The following is a 17,026-nucleotide window of genomic DNA, read 5'->3' on the forward strand; positions in this document are numbered from 1 at the left end:
CGCGTGGCCGCTGAGGCTCTTGTGTGCCGTCGTCGTCGTGCTGGCTGTCATGGTGCTGGCGGGCTGGCTGACATTGCGCGGCAGCTTGCCGCAGCTCGACGGCACGCGTGCCGCGCCGCTCCGGGCACCGGTGACGATCGGGCGTGACGCGCTTGGCGTGCCGACGGTGCAGGGCGGCACGCGTGGCGACGTTGCGTATGCGAGCGGCTTTCTTCACGCGCAGGACCGCTTCTTCCAGATGGATTTGCTGCGCCGGGTCGCCGCCGGCGAGATGGCGGCGCTCATCGGCCCGGCGGCGCTGCCGCTGGATCGCCGCGACCGGCCCTTACGTTTTCGCGAACACGCGCAGGCGGCGCTTGCTGCGCTCTCCGCCGACGAGCGGGAGCTGATCGAGCGCTACACGGCGGGCGTCAACGATGGTCTGCGCTCGCTTCGCGCGCGACCGTTCGAATACTGGCTGTTGCGCGCGCAACCGGCACCGTGGCGTCCTGAAGACACGGTGCTCGCCGTCTACGCGATGTACTTCGATCTGCAGTATGACCAGGTGAGGCGCGTGCTCTCGCGCGCGGCGCTGCGCGAGCGCGTGCCGGCCGATCTGCTTGCATTCTTGCTCCCTGAGACGAGCCATTGGGACGCCCCGCTCGACGGCCAGCGCGCATTGGCGCAGCCGCCGGCGGCGCCGCCCGCAGCGCTGCCATCCTGGCTTGCGTCAACGCAGTCCGCTGCCGATGCCAAGCCGGACGCCGCCGAGCGACTCGCCGGCCTGCCCGGTTTCGTGAGCGGCTTCGCGGACGCCGGGAGCGCGGTCGATTCGAGTGTGGGCAGCAACGGCTTCGCGGTCGACGGCGCGCACAGCGCACACGGCGGCGCGCTGCTCGCGAGCGACATGCACCTCGGCCTGTCACTGCCGAACATCTGGTACCGGATCTCGCTCGTCTATCCCGCGCCCGCGGGCGGCGAACGACGTATCACGGGCGTCAGCCTGCCGGGTACGCCGTTCGTCGTGGCCGGCAGCAACGGCCATATCGCGTGGGGCTTCACGAACAGTTATGGGCGCTTCGTCGATCTGGTCGAACTTCAGCGCGATCCGGCCGATCCGCTGCGCTACCGCGTCCCGAACGGCGGATGGGAGCGCGCGCAGGTGATCCACGAGCGGCTCGACGTGAACGGCGGCGCGAGCGTCGATCTGCCGGTCGTGCAAACGCGCTGGGGGCCGCAGCTCGCGGTCGGCGAGCAGGCCTATGCGTTGCATTGGGTGGCGCAGGATCCGCAGGCGACCAACATGAACTTCATGCGACTCGAAGGCATCACGAACGTCGCCGACGCGTTGCGTGCCGCGCAGACCTTCGGCATGCCTACGCAGAACTTCATGGTGGCCGATGCGCAAGGCCATGTCGGCTGGACGCTTGCCGGGCCGCTGCCGCGCTTCGCAAATGCCGATCCAGACGGCGGGGCGGCCGCGCTCGCGGGCCTGCCGTACCGCTCCGGGACGTACATCGGCTGGCAAGGGTATCGGACACCCGATGCCTACCCGGTGCGCGTCGATCCGCCGGCCGGCCGCATCTGGACCGCGAACAACCGTACCTTGCCGCTGGAGGAGGTGGCGCAGATCGGCGACGCCGGCACGGACCTCGGCGCGCGCGCCACACAGATTCGCGACGACCTGCTCGCGCTGCCGCGTGCGAGCGAGCGCGACCTGCTCGCGGTGCAAACCGACGACCGCGCGTTCTGGATCGAGTACTGGCGACGCGTGGCGCTCGACGCCCTCGATGCGCGCGCGCTCGACGGCCATCCTCGCCGCGCCGAATTCCAGCGCCTCGTGCAAACGTGGGATGGCCGCGCCGACGTGAATGCCGTCGGCTACCGGCTGGTGCGCGCGTTCTACGATTCGCTCTACGAAGCATGGTTCGGTGCACTGGACGAGCAGATGGCCGCGATTGCGCCAAACCTCGGCTATCGCGCAGCAAACTCACGTTACGAAGCGACGATGGAGACGCTGGCCGACCATCGCGCGTGGATACCGGGCCGCTTCGCAGACTGGCGCGCGTTCATGCTGGACCGCATCGATCATGCGATTGCCCCGTTGTCCAGGGGCACGAAGCTCGAGGAGGCGAGCTGGGGCGAACGCAACCGCTCGGCGATTGCGCATCCGTTCGCGCGGATGGTGCCGGCGTGGCTGCCGTGGGTTCGCGCCTCGCTCAGCGCGCCGCGTGACCCGCTGCCGGGCGACATCAACATGCCGCGCGTGCAGGCGCCGGCGTTCGGCGCGTCCGAGCGTTTCGCGGTATCGCCGGGGCGCGAGCAGGACGGCATCTTCGAGATGCCGGGTGGACAGTCGGGCAATCCCATGTCGCCGTATTTCCTCGCGGGGCATGAAACGTGGGTGCATGGCGGCGCGGCGCCGTTCCTGCCGGGTGCGGCGGTGCATACGCTGAGGCTCGTGCCGGCCGCCTATGGCCTCGTTCGGTAGTGTCGCCATAGCTTCATGATCGTCATATAGGCAAGCACTGCCGCAATCAGTTCGATAGTTAGCCACACCACGAAATACAAATCTTCGGGGTCACGGATACCTGGCGCCTGCGAAGTGTACAACCACGCGCGCATCTCGCTTTCTGTCCACTCATAGGGATACGGGTGGACATAGCGAGTCGAAAGAGCGAACAGACCGAAAAACAGCGCAACCTTGAAAGCCCTACGGGCAAGTGTTGCCATACGTGATGACCTCAATTGTTCCATATGCATGAAGCCCCGAATTTCTGGCGGGGATTTTGCCGGTGTGCAGAAGTGCCGTGCGGATTCTCAGGAAATCGACACGGCTCGGCAGCGTGATGCAGCCGAGTGAGATGCCGTGACCACTTGCCGGATGCAACCGGAACTGCCCTCGCTTGACACCACTAACCCACGTTGCATCATCGATCGCCCCATCATCCCGATACAAGCCGAACCATTCACCGTGATTCGACGGATGACCAAAAGCGGTATTCCACTCATCTTTTGCCCATGCAAGCGCCCGAGACCCGATGCCGCCCGTGGGACGGTCTACGATCCAATATTTACCGGCAGGTATTGGGCCATTATCAGGGACCGCCGTGCAGCCGCCCCGATATGCGGGAATTGGCATGCCGAAAACACCCCTTGAAAAAGGTTAATTTCCTTCGATTTCATTCGCGATCAGTCGGATGATCCTGATAGAAAAGATGTGGAATTAGCGTATTTATCCGATTTGACCTGGATGCGCAATGTCGTGACGAATGCTATTCGTCAAGGTAACCTTATATTTAACGGTAATTGAAAAAATAGTAGATCCAAAGCAAAAAAAGCGCTCCGACGTGGGGGCGTTCGTTTTGGCGCTGGAAATGCTGGCGCTATTCAGTAGTACGCGGCGCAGTTGCTGCAGCAGGCGGTATCGGTACTGAGGCTAGCGGGTGCCTGAAGCGGGCGGCTGCGCCCATGTGCGAAGATGGCAATCACGAATATGGTTGAATTATCAACTTTGATTCGCCGGCATGCTGTTCGCCTCGCGCGGTGCGCGCTGCTTGCCCAGCCATTTCGCGAGATCGGCGGCGGACATCGCTTTCGAGTAGTACCAGCCTTGGCCGTACTGGACCCCCTTGCTGCGCAGCCACGCCACCTGTGCGCCCGTCTCCACCCCCTCGGCGACGATCTCCAGACCCAATTCATGGGCCATCGAAATGATGTGCGGCGCGACCACGCTCGAGGCGGTATCCTGGACAATCGTATCGACGAACGACTTGTCGATCTTCAGCACATCGATCTCGAAGGTCTGCAGATACGAAAGGCTCGAATAGCCGGTTCCGAAGTCGTCGATATAGATGGGATGGCCCGCGGCCCGGAATGCCGCGATGACGCTGCGCGTGGCTTCTGCGTTCATGACACTGCGTTCCGTCGCCTCGATGCGGATTTGCGCGGGTGCGATGCCGGTTCCTTCGAGCGACGCGCCAAGCAGGTTCAGGAAGCGCAAGCTCTGCAGATCCTCGGCGCCCACGTTGATCGAGACATAAAACGCGGGGTTCGCCGTGAGCAGCTTCCCTAGCTGCGCGATGGTCTTTTCGAGCACGAGATCGGTCAGAGGCTGAATGAGATGATTGTCTTCGGCCACGCGCACGAAGACCTCGGGCGAGATGGCCCGCTCGTTGAGCGTCCACCGCACCAGCGCTTCGGCGCCCGTACACTGGTTGTCCTCGAGCCTCACGATGGGCTGGAAAACCACGTCGATCTTGCGCCGGGAAATGGCCCACTGCAGCGTTGAAGGGAACGAGAGCTGCCGCGAAACGCGCTTGTATGCGAGCCAGCCGAGCGCGGCGCCCGCGAACACGCCGATGGTCAGCCACGCGGCGAGCAGCTTGGGCCAGTCGGCCGCCACGCTGCTGCGCGGCGACTTCACCACGACGCCGAGCGGGCGTGTCGACGATCGCGCGACAGCGTAGTTCCAGTCGTCGCTGTTCACGTTGCCGCCGCGCTTCCACGCATCGAGCATGTCGTCCGGATCCGCGCCGGCCGAGACGGCGAGGAGTCTTCCCGTCGTAATCTGGATCACGGCGATCGGGCGCCTCGCCGGATCGATGAGATCGACATAGGAGCCCGGGTCGATAGAGACGTAACGGCCATTGCGGCCAATCTGAATATCCTTGCGCACGTCGCTTAGCGGGCTCTTCTGCTGAAACCACACCAGGTAGCCGTCGTTGCTGCGGTAGTCGGGCGGCGGCAGGGTGAATTGGTTGTTGCGCACGTCGCCAAGCAGCGGAGAGCAGAGATAGTGCCCCTCGGCGTATGCGCCGGCGTCCTGAACATAGCGGTAGTTGTAGATGACACGTGCGGCCAGTTCCAGGTTGGACGGCGAACAGGGCGCGCCCGGTTCCCGGTCCAGATCGGAAAGCGCGGCGAAGGCCTGGTACGTGACGAGGTCCGTGCGCATGACCGCCTTCTCGGCGAACTCCCTGAGCTCGGCGCGATCGCGCCGCTGGACGTCCTTGTCCGCGACGTAAAGACTCGTGAAAACGGGGACGAGGGTGGCGAGGCACCCGAGTGCGACCGAAGCCGAAATCAGCGTGATGCGCTTGATCATTTCGCACCCGGTGGGATGGAACGTTAGGCAACGAACCACAGACTGGACGCACACGTGCGGCGGCGCTTCCCATGCCCGGGAGCCTGAACTCCAGACCAAAGCATACACTTCGGCCCTTCGTTTTCAACGGGCAAGCGCGTTGGCAGCCCTTCCCCGGCGCAGCCACGGCTCGCTTGCCGGTAGGACCATGGTCCGATTGTCCGTGTCCCGCGCGGCCGCCATGATCTGCACGTGTTGCTCGCCGGGTTTGCTGCTTGGGGGAGTATGAATGGAGACGCTGTCCAACTTCGTGAAGCACGCATGGCTTGCGGCCGTGATGGCGCTCGTGGCCGGCTGCGCCCAGCCGTGGCAAAGCGTCGAGCCCGGCACCGACCAGTCCGCATTGATCGCGCGTCTCGGGCCGCCGCGCGAAACCTATAATCTGCCGGACGGCGGCAAACGGCTCATGTGGCCGACCCAGCCAATGGGGTCGACGAACACCGTTGCCGACGTCGACGCGGGCGGCAAGGTCTTGAGCGTGCGTCAGGTCCTGCAGGAGAGCGAGTTCTATCGCGCGAAAGTCAACGAGTGGACGCGTAATGATGTCCTGATCAATTTCGGCAGGCCTGCGGAAACGGCCTACTTTTCGCGCATGCAGCGGGAAGTCTGGTCCTACCGCTACATCGAGAACAATATCGACTACATGATGTTCCACTTCTACTTCGACGATCAGGGCGTCTTGCGGCTCACGCAGAAGACGACGGATCCGTTGCGCGACCGGAACCTGAGGCGCGGCTTCTAGACCAGATTCCGTTCAGAGGCCTGCGCCACACGCAGGCGTGTATGCGTAGCGCCCGGCATTCTATGACCCCGCAGCGCCTCGCGCATGCGTGGCTATTGGCTGCGCTGTTCATGCTGCCCGGCGTCTTGCCGGCAATGGAGTTCAAGATCTACTATCAGCCCGATCTAAAACTCAAAATGGTAGTCGGGAAGGGAAGGATTCAGAGCGGCGACGCCGAAAAGTTTCTGGCAGCCGCCAAACTGGCCAACCGTGATCGCGAAGGACTCGTTCCCCTGGTCCTGGACAGCCCCGGCGGAAATGTCGAAGCGGCTTTTCGCCTGGTGGACGCCATGGATCAGGTCAGGGTCTATACGATCGTTGCGGACAATGCGAGGTGCGCGTCCGCATGCGCCTCGATTCTGTTCGCCTCCGGGGAGCGCAGAAGCGTCGTGGGCACGGGGCAGCTTGGCTTTCATAGTTGTTATCGTCGCACCGGGAGCACCTACGCCGAAGACTCGCTTTGCAACGAGATTATCGCGGCGAACGCCATGCAACGAGGTGTGAGCCACGCCGGCATCAATCGCTTCGTCGAGCAATATGGCGCGTCAGGCATGGCGTGGGTCGGGCGCAATATCGCGTGCACCCTGCTTCGCGGGCTTTGCAGGCCGGGGCTGCTGGAAGCGCAATCCGTAACGAAAGCGGCGCTGACGCAAAGCTTCAATTGCAGCGAGCTCATGTCCGCCCAGGCGCAACTGGTTTGCGGAGATTCGGAGCTTGCCAGCATCGACAAGACCATGGCCGAAGCCTATAACCAGAAGCTGAAGGCATCGACCAACAAAGACCGGCTAAGGGCAGAGCAGCGAGCATGGCTTCGAAACTCGCGTAATGCGTGCGGCGACAAGGCGTGCTTGTTGAAAAGTTATCAGCTTCGCGTGGCTGAACTGAAGCAGCGCGCGAGCACGGAGCATTGAGGCGTCGGCGCGCCTCTTCCGCGAGCGCAGCGCACGCACACGTCAACAGGGCCGTTCGTTCGCCGTGTATTGTGAGCACCCCGGCGAACACCCCGTTGCATCGCGAATCGTGGACATCAGGTCTTCGGGGTGCACCATCAATTCGCGCACGAGGCGCAGCATCGAATACTGGTCGAGTACGGCTTGCCAGCGTGGCGATTGCGTGAGGTGCTGCCAGACAGCATCCAGTCTTTCCGGATCCGCATGTTGCCCGTCCCACCGGGCGCTGGCGTATTCGAGGCTCGCCGGCGCGGACAAAAGCTGCATACGGCTCGCGGCGTTGAGCATTCGCGAAGCGCCGCCGGCGGGCGCATCGCAGCAATAGAGTACGGTGTTCAGCAAGCCGGATTCGTCGATACCTTGTGTGCGTAGCGATGCGCCGTGCAGTCGTACCGGCCCCTGCCGGGTCTCGAACGTATACACGACGTTTTCTTCGGCGTGTGCGAGCAAGCGCAAGCCGCGCATGAGCCGCGGGAGGTCGGTCGTCGCGGACTCGACGGACGCCTTCGCTTCGACGAGCAGGCGCACGTTCCAGACGGGCGCGATATCGCAGGTCTTCGCGTGCAGCCGCTCCAGCAGGACCACGTCCCATTCCGTCTTGGCTCGCTCGTGCGTGCCCGGTATCGAGGCCGGAACGCGCATTGAACTGACGACGCGGTACGCGTGCGGGTTCTCCTGCGCTGCGTTGAGCCTTTGAGCCAGCGCTTCGAGCGCCTGTACGGCCAGCGCTTCGACAGCCGCGCCGCGTCGCTGGGACGCCCGGCCTTGCGCCACGGCCGCCGGCGTACCCGGACGCGGACCATACGCGTCCAGCAATGATACATACTGCTGCACGAGTGGATCGGGCGCCAGGGCCTCGAGCCGGCACAAGCGCGCAAGTGCCGGACTGTCCCGCAGATCCGCCAGCGCGGGCTCGAAATCCGAGCCCTTCGCAAGCGCCGGCAAAGCGAGAAGGTTCCGCACAGTAGCGTGAAGTCCCGCGTAGTGCGCCTCGTTGTGCGCCAAAGACGCGGACGCATGCAGCCGCGCAAGTGCTTCGCGCTGCCAGGCTTGCACGGCGCGCTGCTGTTTGGCCGGATGCGCAATCGCATTGACCGCGGCATGGATCTGCCGGCGGTCCTGGTCGGCCTGTGCCGAAAGCGAAGCAAATTCGCGCACCTGGGGGGCGCGGTGCCGCAGCACCATCGCCTGAAATGCCCGGTCTCCGGAATCGGCGTGCATGGCCTCGGTGATCACGGCCGCGAGCGCGTCGATGAAACGCGGCTTCAGTGCCGCGTCTGGTGCTGCGCCACGCGCGATGGCTTCGCGCGCCTGTTCGATGACACATGCCAGCGCCCGAGCCGGATTGGCGTGTCGAAGTGAAAGCGTCGAAGCCGGGGGCTCTTGCCGCAAGCGATAACGGCGTGGGACGTCGCGAAGGATCTGTTCGAGCAGCAGAGCGGGTGATGACATCGGCGGATTTGCGGCATGCGCGTGCGGGGCAATGAGGAACATAGTCTCATAACCCCGCGCCCCGCTAGTGGCGGGTGGGCTGCGCACGTGCGGCGCGTGTCTTCGCCGCCTTTTTGGCCGCGGCGGAACGGCCCGCGGCGCCCTTGGTCTGCGCCGCCTTTTTCGCCGCCGCCGAACGGCTTGCAGCGGGCCGGCGCGCCGCCGCGGTCTTCGCCTGCTTTGACGCGGCTTCTGGCGATGCACCCGCCCGGCTTTCGGCCTTGAGCACTTGAGTCGTCGTGCGCGAGCGTTTGGCCTTCGATTCCGTGCTCGCGCGGGCAGTCTTCGCACCGTGGCCCGCCGCGTTATCCTTTGCAGCCTTCTTGCGCGTCGCTTCGCTGGTTTTGCCTGGCGCCGGCGGCTTCAGGTCCACACCGGCGCGCCGTGCCTTCGACAGGCCGATCGCGACAGCCTGCTTCGCGGAACGCACGCCATGCTTGCCCTCGCGCACGCGATCGAATTCCTCCTTCACGAATTCGCCGGCCTGGGTGCTTGCGGATTTGCCTGCGCGCTTGTCGGCGCGCGCACGCTCGATCGTTTTCTTCTCGGGCATTTCGGTTCTCCTTGATGAGTGACTCGCTTATTCCCGCAAGCGCCGTTCCGCACAGGCGCAAAGACATCAGACCGGCACGAACGCCTCGACGCCTGACGCACAGGCATGCCTTAGCCCTGCTTGCGAACCTGCCCGATGGCGCGTTCACGCGCCGCCTGCGCCTGCTGCACGAGCCGGTAGGCGGCGTAGTACTTGTAGATATTGCGCACGTAGGTGGTTGTCTCGATCCCGATCTTTTCGCCGGCCACGATCTCGACGTTGTTGAACCACTTGTCGGGCGAGAGCCCCCGGGCGGCCGCTTCCTTGCGAATCTTCGCGATCCTCGCCGGACCCGCGTTGTAGCTCGCGAACGCGAACAGGGCGCGGTCCGAGTCGGAAAACCGCGCATCCGGAAAGTAGCGGGACATCAGGAGATCCAGGTATTTCGCGCCGGCGTGGATGTTCGATTCCGTCACGCGGATGTCACCGACGGCCAGCTCCTTGCCGGTTGCCGGCATGAGCTGCATGATGCCGATCGCGCCAACGTGGCTGCGCGCGCTTTGATCGAGCTGCGATTCCTGGAACCCTTGTGCGGCGAGCATCAATGGATCGAAGTGATATTGCGCGCCGTACTTTTCGAAGAGACCGACGGTTTGCGTGAAGCGCTTCAGTTCTGGCCCCTCGGTATTGCTGGTGATCTGCTTGACGCGCTGCAATTCCTGCTGCAGACGCACTTCCGCCACGCTCTGCTTTTTCACGTAGCCAATGTAGAAGTCGGTGATGACCTGCTGGAGCCTGGGACTCTGCTTGCGAATCGCCCAGCCGATATAGCCAGCGTCGCGCACGGCCATGTCGTCGTGCACCACGATGTCCGGCAGCACCTGCGCCCAGAATTTCGCCTTCCAGTCGTCTACGACGAGAATCTGGACCAGCCCGACATTGAGCATCTCCATGGCGTCCTCGTCCTCGAGCGCATCGGGCAGCAATACCAGCTTCATCGGCGGCTTGCCGTCTTTTTTGAAGCGCGCGTTCAGGGCAGTCAGACTCTCGAAGTAGCTGCTGCTCGCGCGCACGTGCACGGTCTTGCCGCTCAAGTCGTCGAGCCCGGCGAGCGCGGGCGACTTCGGACCGGTGACGACCAGTTCCCGGACCGGCTTGCGCTCGCGTGGCGCGACGAAGTCGACCTGCTTGAGCCGCGTTTCGGTGGCGGTCAGATTGCCGGCGGCGATGTCTCCCTTCCCGGCAAGCAGAGCGGGAATGAGCTGGTCGCGCGTCGTCGGGATGATCACGAGCGTCAATGGACGCTTGCCGAGGCTGCGCTGGTAGGTCTTGTTCAGGTAGCGCTCGAAGTCGCGCATGAGTCCGGCGGTCAGTCCGCGCTCATGACCGAGCTCGTTGAAATAGAGGGTCCTGCTGTATGGCACGAGGACACGGATCAGCCTGCGGTCGAGCATGGCATCGAAATCGCCGAACTTCGGCTGGATGGCGAGGTCGAGCCGGCGCGTGGCGGTGGGCGTGGAGGCCGCGGGGGGCGATGGCGCACTGGCTGGCGCAGCCGTCGCGGCCTGTGACGCCACGGCCTGCGCAGGCGTTCCCTGGGTCGCGAGGCACCTTGTCGGCCGGCCGGCAATCGTCATCCCGAAAGCCAGGACGATCAGCAACGTATGAACAATACGCATGATGGCAGGGCCGGGTGTTCCGCGCCTTCCCATCATGTCACAACCGCATAGGCTGGCTATGGGCCCATGGTCCTATAGCGAAAGTGAACAGCCGTTACTTCGCCGACGTCATGACGTCGCAGCCGCCGTGGGAGCCGGTGTTTTTCAGGGTGAGCGTAAGGCGGCTGCCCCGGTTCGCCGTGATGATCTGCCCGTAGCTCACCGTGGGAATGAACTGGATATCCGGCGCAACCGCCACAGGGGGATTCCTTGCGCCGTCGACGGTCAGGTCGAGCTCCACGGTGACCGAGTCGATTGCGACGCCCATATCCTGCTTCCGGCCGGCCTGTTCCTTCCTGAAATTGCACACCCCCTCGAGAACCTGCTGGAGGGCGGTCGGGATATCGACTGGCTTGCCCGGCGGGATCGGCGGCGTGTTGCAGCCGACGATCATGAACGGCAAAGCGCAAAGGACCACATATCGGCAGGCGCGCATCGGGTTCCCCTTTGATGAGCCGACGGACGGCTTTGTCGAAGGGTGCCATGTGCGCATGCCCAGTCAATCGGACCTATGTCCTATGCGGGGGTTCGCTTCGTCTCGTGAATTTCGCGGTCAGGCGCGCCCACAGCGTCCGTATGCGGCGCGCGGGGTCGTCGACCAGATACGACGCTGCGAGCGCGATCAGGCCGGACACCACGCCCGTCGCAATGTGTTCGAGAACATGAAAGCGATAGAGACTCGTGTGAGCGTAGGCATCGCCGATGATGGTCAGGCAGCCCACCAGCAGCGCATTGCCATAGCGATTCGCATACCACTTCGCCGCTGGCGTGAAGGTGAGCAGCACGGCTAGCGCACCGGTGAACAGTCCCGTCTTGAATGCGATAGTCCAATGGGTCAGGCTCATGACGTTGCCCCAGCTTCCCGGCATGCAGGTCATGCACGCACTGGTTGGCTGCCAGAAGCGCTGAATGAACATTTTCACGCGGCGTTGCCATTCGCTTCCCATCACGTACTCCCGGTGCAGGGGGCGGCCCCGCGGCAAATCATACATCGCGAACGCACGATGGCGAGGCGCGCGATGCGCCCCTGGCGCAAGCCGCACCCGGAGCGCGTTACGACGGCTCAGTGCGCCATGGCGCCCGATGCCGGATGATCCATGCCCATGGCGTCATGCTTCGTCGGCTTTTTCATCTGATCATGGCTCATCGCGCCGCCCTTGCTCATGGTATCTTGCGACATGGCGCCTTTGCCCATGGTGTCCTTGTGCATCGAGTCCTTCGACATGGCGTCATTCGACATCGCGCCGCTTGCCTGCGCGAATGCAGCGCCCGCGCTCATGCTCAACAGGGCGGCCGAGATGGCGATTGCTGCGAATCGGATTGTGTTCATTTGCATTGCTCCTTGCTGGGTGGAAAAAGCCGTTGCCCCTTATTGGGCGGATGTGAAACGGAGCCGTCGCATGAAGTGGCGTATCACGCGGCGGCGGGAATACGTCACGAACCGCCGAACCAGTTGTAGCCCTGGTCGACCCAGTAGCCGCCTGGATACGTATTCGTGACGAAAATCTCGACGATGTGCTTGGGGTTCTTGTAGCCCAGCTTCGTCGGCATGCGCAGCTTCATCGGATAGCCGTATTTCGCGGGCAGGCGCTCGCCGTCGTAATCGAAGGCGAGCAAGGTTTGAGGATGCAGCGCCGTGGCCATGTCGATGCTTTCGTAGTAGTTGTCGGCGCAGCGAAAGCCTACGTATTTCGCGGTGAGATCCGCATCGACCCGGCGCAGGAAGTGCGCGAATGGCGTGCCGCCCCAGCGGCCTATCGCGCTCCAGCCTTCCACGCAGATGTGCCGCGTGATCTGCTCGGCGTGCGGCAGCGCGTACAGCTCGGGCAGCGTCCAGACGCGCTGGCCCTCGACGAGCCCGCTGAGCTTGAGCCGATAGTCGCTGCCATCGACCACGGGCGCCTCGCTTTCGCTATAGAACGCGTTGAAGGGGAAGGGGCGCGTGATCTGGGCTTCGGCGTACGTGGGTGCGAGCCGGGTCGGATCGAACAGCCAGCCCTGCACGCGATCGTTGAGCCGGGAAACGGCGGTGAGGAACGTGTTGACCGAGGCGTCGTCGGTGATCGTGCAGCCTGTCAGCAGCGAAAGACCGCCGAGTGTGAGCATGCGCTTGCCGAACAGTCGCCGTGACGGCATGTCGAGTTCGCGTCGTGCGTCGGCGAGAATTGCCGCACGGTCGAGTGCGATGATCTTGCGGTCGGGCGTATTCATCTGGAATCCTTATCGGTATCGAAGGGCGGCCACTCGAGTGGCATCGGCCGGCGTGTTCAGCGTCCGCGCAGCATGGTGAGCAGCGAGCGCGGCACGAGCGCGACCATCGTCACGTGAACGAGCGCGAACGCGGCGAGCACGGACATCGCGCAAAAGTGCACGACGCGCGCGCGGTCGTATCCGCCCATCAACTCGCGCAGCAGCGGAAACTGCACCGACTTCCAGATCGCAAGGCCCGAAAGCACGAGGACGACGAGATCGGCGATTGCAATGAGATAAGCGAGTTTCTGCACGGCGTTGTACTGGCTCAGGTCGGCGTGGGAAAGCCGGCCCGTTAGCGCGGCGCGCAGATCGCGCAGCACGGCCTGCGGGCTCAGCGGGAAGAATGTGGTGCGCCAGCGCCCTGTGGCGAGATTCATCGCGAGATAGACTAGACCATTGAAAAACAGCAGCCACATTGCCGCGAAATGCCATTGCAGTGCCCCGCCGAGCCAGCCGCCGAGCGTGATCGAGGTGGGAACGACAAACCCCGCGAACACGGGAGACGCATCGTAAATGCGCCAGCCTGAGAACATCATGACGAGCGCCGCGAGCGCGTTGAGCCAATGCGTGATGCGCAGCCAGAGCGGCTGGATTGCGCGCGGGCGGCGCACGCAGGCGGCAAGTGCGGGTGATTCTCCCATCGACGTGTGCATGGCGACTCCTCGTTAGCGCAGGGTTGACAGTGAATTCGCTGTGGCGCGCTCGCCGGTTACAGCGCACCGGGAATAAATCCGCGAGACGGGGGGGCCTAAAAATAAACTGCTTTGGCTGTAACCCAACGGGCGTCGCGAACGAACTAGCCGCTACGGGCGCACGCGCTCGCGCCGCGCAAAAGAGGCACAAGGTGGGTTTGACCAGCACATTGGCGACGATGACGGCAGGGGCGACGCCCGGCGCGCGCGCCGGCGCCGCGCATGCCGTTGCGGGGTACGAAGCGTTCGGCTACGCTCACGCGAACGGGCGCGAATGCGGCGGCGTTCGTAATGTTTTTGAAAGATCGCCTTCACAGGACGAGGCGAGCGCCATGCCCGCAAGCCCGCTCACCTATCGTCGCGACCATCCAGGACCACCTTTGCAATCCGCGGAAACCCGTCTCAAAGCGCTTTTCGTCAGCGGCCTGGAAGGCGACGCGCAAGCGTATCGCGACTTCCTCGAGGAACTCACGCGCCATCTGCGCGGCTACCTGCGCCGGCGCATTCCGCAGCTGCGCGACGACGTCGAGGACCTCGTGCAGGAGATCCTGCTGGCGGTTCACAACGCGCGTCACACATGGCGGCCCGACGAACCGCTCACGGCCTGGGTGCACGCGATCGCCCGCTACAAGCTGATGGACTTTTTCCGTTCGCGCGCACGCCGCGACATGCTCAACGATCCGCTCGACGATCACACCGATCTCTTCGCCGCGCCCGACGACGAACCGGCGCAGGCGCGCCGCGATATCGGCAAGCTGCTCGAGCAGTTGCCCGACAAGCAGCGTCTGCCTATCCTCCACGTGAAGCTCGAAGGGCTTTCGGTCGTGGAAGCGGCGAAGCTCACGGGACTCTCCGAATCGGCGGTCAAGGTGGGCATTCATCGCGGTTTGAAGGCGCTTGCCGCGCGCATCAGGGGAGCGCGATGAAAACCGACGATCTGATCAACCTGCTCGCCGCCGGCGATGCGCGCGTGGACCGCAGAGCTGTGCTGCGCCGCTTCGCCCGGGCGCTGGTGCCCGGTTTTGCGGGCTCGGTCGTGCTGATGAGCGTCGTGTTCGGCATACGGCACGATCTCATGAGTGTCATGCATACGCCGATCTTCTGGGCGAAGGTCGCGTTCCCGTTGTGCGTCGCGGCCGCTGCGGCGCTCGCGGTCAGCCGCCTCGGGCGGCCGGGCCGGCGCGGCGGCTATGCGTGGGCGCTGGTGGCGCTGCCGTTCGCCGCGGTGCTGGCGGGCGCGTGGCTCGTGCTGGGGGACGCGGCGCCCGCGCAACGCATCCCGCTCGTGATGGGGCTCACATGGCGCACGTGCCCGTTCAATATCGTGCTGCTTTCGGTGCCCACGTTTGTGGCCGTATTCTGGGCCGTGCGCGGTCTCGCGCCCACCCGCCTGCGCGCGGCGGGCGCGGCAGCCGGGCTCTTGGCGAGCGCGCTCGCGACCCTTGCCTACTGCCTCCATTGCCCCGAGATGAGCCCGGCGTTCTGGAGCGTCTGGTATGTGATCGGCATGTTGTTGCCAGCTGGCATTGGCGCGTGGCTGGGGCCGCGGCTGCTGCGCTGGTAACGACGCGTGCCGATCAACGCGCGCGAGCGCGCGTCACTGCTTCAGGAAGCGCTGCGCCAGGGCTTCGTACAGCGGCGGCGCGAACAGCTTCGAGACCGGGATTTCCCTTAACCTGACACGGCCCCATCTCAATGGGGCGCGATAGCCGGCGGCTGGAGAATCTAGCCGAAGCGGGCATCCAGCCATTGCCTCGCCCAGTTTTCCGCGTAGGCAATCGCATCTTCGCGTGCGTCGAAACCCGCGAGATCGCCGCTGGAGTGGACTTCACACTCGCTCCCATCGCTACGGCTGGTGCTGATGCGCGCATGCGCCATATATTCCCCGTCCGCCCGGCGCGGCGTTGGGTCGATATAAAAACGGTCCGGATCTGAAGGCATATTTCTCTCCCTGAATCGCAGTGAGGAGTCCATAGGCCGCCCGAGACTGCAGCGAGCCGCATTCGTGGTCTGCGATGGAGGGGGGCGGCGCGATCCCTGAGAACTGGCAGCAGGAGGAGCGGCGGGATCGGTCGCAGTCGACGGATGTTTTCATACTACCCCGACGCCTTCACTTGTACAGAGAAAGTTTCGACCTGCGTTCCTGCGCGTTCGGTAACCGTGTGCGCGTTTTGAGCAGGCCTTTGCCTCGCCGATCGTGCGTCGACGACGTCGATCTTCAACGCGGCTGCGGCAGGTGCAGGCACATCCCTTCCGGCGTGCGCGGCGAACTTGAGCGAGGCATATACTGGGCTGATCGCGGTGCCAGCGCTGTCTTTCGTTGCGGCCGATTGCGGCGAATCCGGAGAGGAGCATCATGAACGATCCATCGACCGAGGATCTTGAGCTTCTTACCGCAGACCTTCACCTCGCGCAGGCTCGAAAGAGGCTGGCGGCACTCACGGCGTGCATCCGGCGTCAACGGGATCAGGGTGCCGCCGACGTGGCAGGAGAGCATTTACTTTGCGTCATGCGCGACATCATGCAGACGATGACGCTGCACCGCGACCTGCTCAGACGCGAGGTCGAGCGGCAGCGCAGACTTTCAAGCGAAAGGCGAGGACAGTGGCCGGTTCGCTAAACGGTCATGCCTGTGTCAGCGCCGGCAAACGCCGGGCACGAGTCGGGAATCAGGAACGCGCCCCTCACCGAAGCGTATGGGGTGACAGGAGATCGGCGTGCTGAGCCGTTGTACTGACGCTTCCAGCCGGGCGCGGCTTGCGCGCTATTCGGTGTCCGCCTTCATTTCGCGCAGATGCTTGTAGACCGTCGCGCGCCCCATGCCCAGCACCTTCGCCACATAATTGGCGGAACTCTTGCCCTTGAACGCGCCTTCGGCGTGCAGCGCCTCGACCAGTTCGCGCCGGTGTTCGCGCGTGAGCGAGTTGAGCGCGATCTGCCTCTCGCGCAGCCAGCCGTGCAAAAAGGTGTTGATGCGCTCCTGCCAGTCGTCCCTGAATAGCTCTTCCGGCTGGGCGATCACGCCGGCGCCGCGCAGGAAGAGGCTGAGGGTGGCCTGCATGTCGTCGAAAGCGGCGATGTTGAAGTTGATGCACATGACACCCGCCGCGCGTCCTTCGTCGTCGAACAGCGCCGTGCTCACGCAACGCATGCGCCGGCCGTCCCAGTTCACCTTCTCGTAGGGACCGAGCAGCTTGTTTCGCGTGGTTTCTTCGACGTCTTCGAGCGCGGAGTCGTCGCCGATCTCGCGCTTCGAGAGATTGTTCGAGAGATACGCCACGGTCTGGTCCGAGAGGTCGTGAATCACGACCTCCGCGAACGGGAAGAACAGGGTGGTGATGCTGTCCGCCACGTGCGCGTAGCGCGCGAGCAGCATGTCGCGCGCGGTCTTCGGGCTGGCGATCTTTTTCACGCGGTTTTTCTCGTCTTCTCGTTTCGGCATCGGTCTGGGACGGGGTGGCGGCAGAAAGGACATCGATGATAC

Annotated in this window: 19 protein-coding genes; 6 read left to right on the top strand and 13 right to left on the bottom strand. The window is 64.2% G+C overall.

The features are described from left to right. Positions 1–19: 19 nt before the first annotated feature. Entirely contained in the window at positions 20–2,470 is a 2,451-nt protein-coding gene (locus BHE01S_RS09045; RefSeq protein WP_407669486.1) for a penicillin acylase family protein, read from the top strand. On the opposite strand, the gene BHE01S_RS38975 is transcribed toward BHE01S_RS09045, so the two are convergent. The 3 genes from BHE01S_RS38975 to BHE01S_RS09055 form a co-directional block, all read right to left on the bottom strand. Further along, a complete protein-coding gene (locus BHE01S_RS38975; RefSeq protein ID WP_042262944.1) occupies positions 2,452–2,712 on the bottom strand; it encodes a membrane protein in 261 nt (86 codons plus the stop codon). The two genes, BHE01S_RS09045 and BHE01S_RS38975, sit on opposite strands and share 19 nt — an antisense overlap. Continuing rightward, on the bottom strand, positions 2,693–3,121 hold the full coding sequence (locus BHE01S_RS36580; protein WP_084068690.1) for a DUF2778 domain-containing protein: 429 nt from the start codon (positions 3,119–3,121) through the stop codon (positions 2,693–2,695). The genes BHE01S_RS38975 and BHE01S_RS36580 overlap by 20 nt, the downstream gene beginning before the upstream one ends. Positions 3,122–3,487: 366 nt before the next feature. Further along, a complete protein-coding gene (locus BHE01S_RS09055; RefSeq protein WP_052405791.1) occupies positions 3,488–5,086 on the bottom strand; it encodes an EAL domain-containing protein in 1,599 nt (532 codons plus the stop codon). A 268-nt stretch (positions 5,087–5,354) separates the two neighbouring features. On the opposite strand from BHE01S_RS09055, the gene BHE01S_RS09060 reads away from it, so the two are divergent. Continuing rightward, positions 5,355–5,867 carry a hypothetical protein gene (locus BHE01S_RS09060; RefSeq protein WP_042262947.1) on the top strand — a complete coding sequence of 171 codons (513 nt, stop codon included), beginning with the start codon at positions 5,355–5,357 and terminating at the stop codon, positions 5,865–5,867. Between the two features lie 62 nt (positions 5,868–5,929). Further along, positions 5,930–6,817, top strand: a complete 888-nt coding sequence (locus BHE01S_RS09065; protein ID WP_042262950.1) for a lysozyme inhibitor LprI family protein — start codon at positions 5,930–5,932, stop codon at positions 6,815–6,817. A 42-nt stretch (positions 6,818–6,859) separates the two neighbouring features. Here BHE01S_RS09065 and BHE01S_RS09070 read toward each other — a convergent pair whose 3' ends face one another. From BHE01S_RS09070 to BHE01S_RS09105, 8 genes are all read right to left on the bottom strand, one after another. After that, positions 6,860–8,308, bottom strand: coding sequence for a hypothetical protein (locus tag BHE01S_RS09070; protein WP_042263260.1), 1,449 nt, complete (start codon positions 8,306–8,308; stop codon positions 6,860–6,862). Positions 8,309–8,372: 64 nt separating this feature from the next. Beyond that, complete coding sequence (locus BHE01S_RS09075; RefSeq protein WP_042262953.1) at positions 8,373–8,900, bottom strand: DUF6496 domain-containing protein; 528 nt, start codon at positions 8,898–8,900, stop codon at positions 8,373–8,375. A gap of 110 nt (positions 8,901–9,010) precedes the next feature. Continuing rightward, complete coding sequence (locus BHE01S_RS09080) at positions 9,011–10,558, bottom strand: MltF family protein (RefSeq protein WP_042262956.1); 1,548 nt, start codon at positions 10,556–10,558, stop codon at positions 9,011–9,013. 94 nt (positions 10,559–10,652) lie between these two features. After that, positions 10,653–11,033, bottom strand: coding sequence for a hypothetical protein (locus tag BHE01S_RS09085; RefSeq protein ID WP_042262958.1), 381 nt, complete (start codon positions 11,031–11,033; stop codon positions 10,653–10,655). Between the two features lie 73 nt (positions 11,034–11,106). Next, positions 11,107–11,544, bottom strand: coding sequence for a hypothetical protein (locus BHE01S_RS09090; protein WP_042262960.1), 438 nt, complete (start codon positions 11,542–11,544; stop codon positions 11,107–11,109). A gap of 116 nt (positions 11,545–11,660) precedes the next feature. Next, on the bottom strand, positions 11,661–11,927 hold the full coding sequence (locus BHE01S_RS09095; RefSeq protein ID WP_042263263.1) for a pentapeptide MXKDX repeat protein: 267 nt from the start codon (positions 11,925–11,927) through the stop codon (positions 11,661–11,663). A 104-nt stretch (positions 11,928–12,031) separates the two neighbouring features. Further along, positions 12,032–12,808, bottom strand: coding sequence for a molybdopterin-dependent oxidoreductase (locus BHE01S_RS09100; protein WP_042262963.1), 777 nt, complete (start codon positions 12,806–12,808; stop codon positions 12,032–12,034). Positions 12,809–12,864: 56 nt separating this feature from the next. Further along, positions 12,865–13,503 carry a cytochrome b/b6 domain-containing protein gene (locus BHE01S_RS09105; protein ID WP_042262966.1) on the bottom strand — a complete coding sequence of 213 codons (639 nt, stop codon included), beginning with the start codon at positions 13,501–13,503 and terminating at the stop codon, positions 12,865–12,867. A 419-nt stretch (positions 13,504–13,922) separates the two neighbouring features. On the opposite strand from BHE01S_RS09105, the gene BHE01S_RS09110 reads away from it, so the two are divergent. Further along, the gene (locus BHE01S_RS09110) at positions 13,923–14,468 is read left to right on the top strand and encodes a sigma-70 family RNA polymerase sigma factor (protein ID WP_042263265.1); all 546 of its coding nucleotides are present in this window, start codon (positions 13,923–13,925) and stop codon (positions 14,466–14,468) included. Then, positions 14,465–15,106, top strand: a complete 642-nt coding sequence (locus tag BHE01S_RS09115; RefSeq protein ID WP_042262968.1) for a DUF1109 domain-containing protein — start codon at positions 14,465–14,467, stop codon at positions 15,104–15,106. The genes BHE01S_RS09110 and BHE01S_RS09115 overlap by 4 nt, the downstream gene beginning before the upstream one ends. A gap of 161 nt (positions 15,107–15,267) precedes the next feature. Here BHE01S_RS09115 and BHE01S_RS09120 read toward each other — a convergent pair whose 3' ends face one another. Further along, positions 15,268–15,483, bottom strand: a complete 216-nt coding sequence (locus BHE01S_RS09120) for a hypothetical protein (protein WP_042262972.1) — start codon at positions 15,481–15,483, stop codon at positions 15,268–15,270. Between the two features lie 415 nt (positions 15,484–15,898). Between BHE01S_RS09120 and BHE01S_RS09125 the strand changes: the two genes are divergently transcribed. Continuing rightward, the gene (locus tag BHE01S_RS09125; protein WP_157025249.1) at positions 15,899–16,162 is read left to right on the top strand and encodes a hypothetical protein; all 264 of its coding nucleotides are present in this window, start codon (positions 15,899–15,901) and stop codon (positions 16,160–16,162) included. A 144-nt stretch (positions 16,163–16,306) separates the two neighbouring features. On the opposite strand, the gene BHE01S_RS09130 is transcribed toward BHE01S_RS09125, so the two are convergent. Then, positions 16,307–16,918 carry a helix-turn-helix transcriptional regulator gene (locus BHE01S_RS09130; protein WP_245639691.1) on the bottom strand — a complete coding sequence of 204 codons (612 nt, stop codon included), beginning with the start codon at positions 16,916–16,918 and terminating at the stop codon, positions 16,307–16,309. Positions 16,919–17,026: the final 108 nt, after the last annotated feature.

This window comes from Paraburkholderia heleia NBRC 101817 (genome assembly GCF_000739775.1).
Lineage (GTDB): Bacteria > Pseudomonadota > Gammaproteobacteria > Burkholderiales > Burkholderiaceae > Paraburkholderia > Paraburkholderia heleia.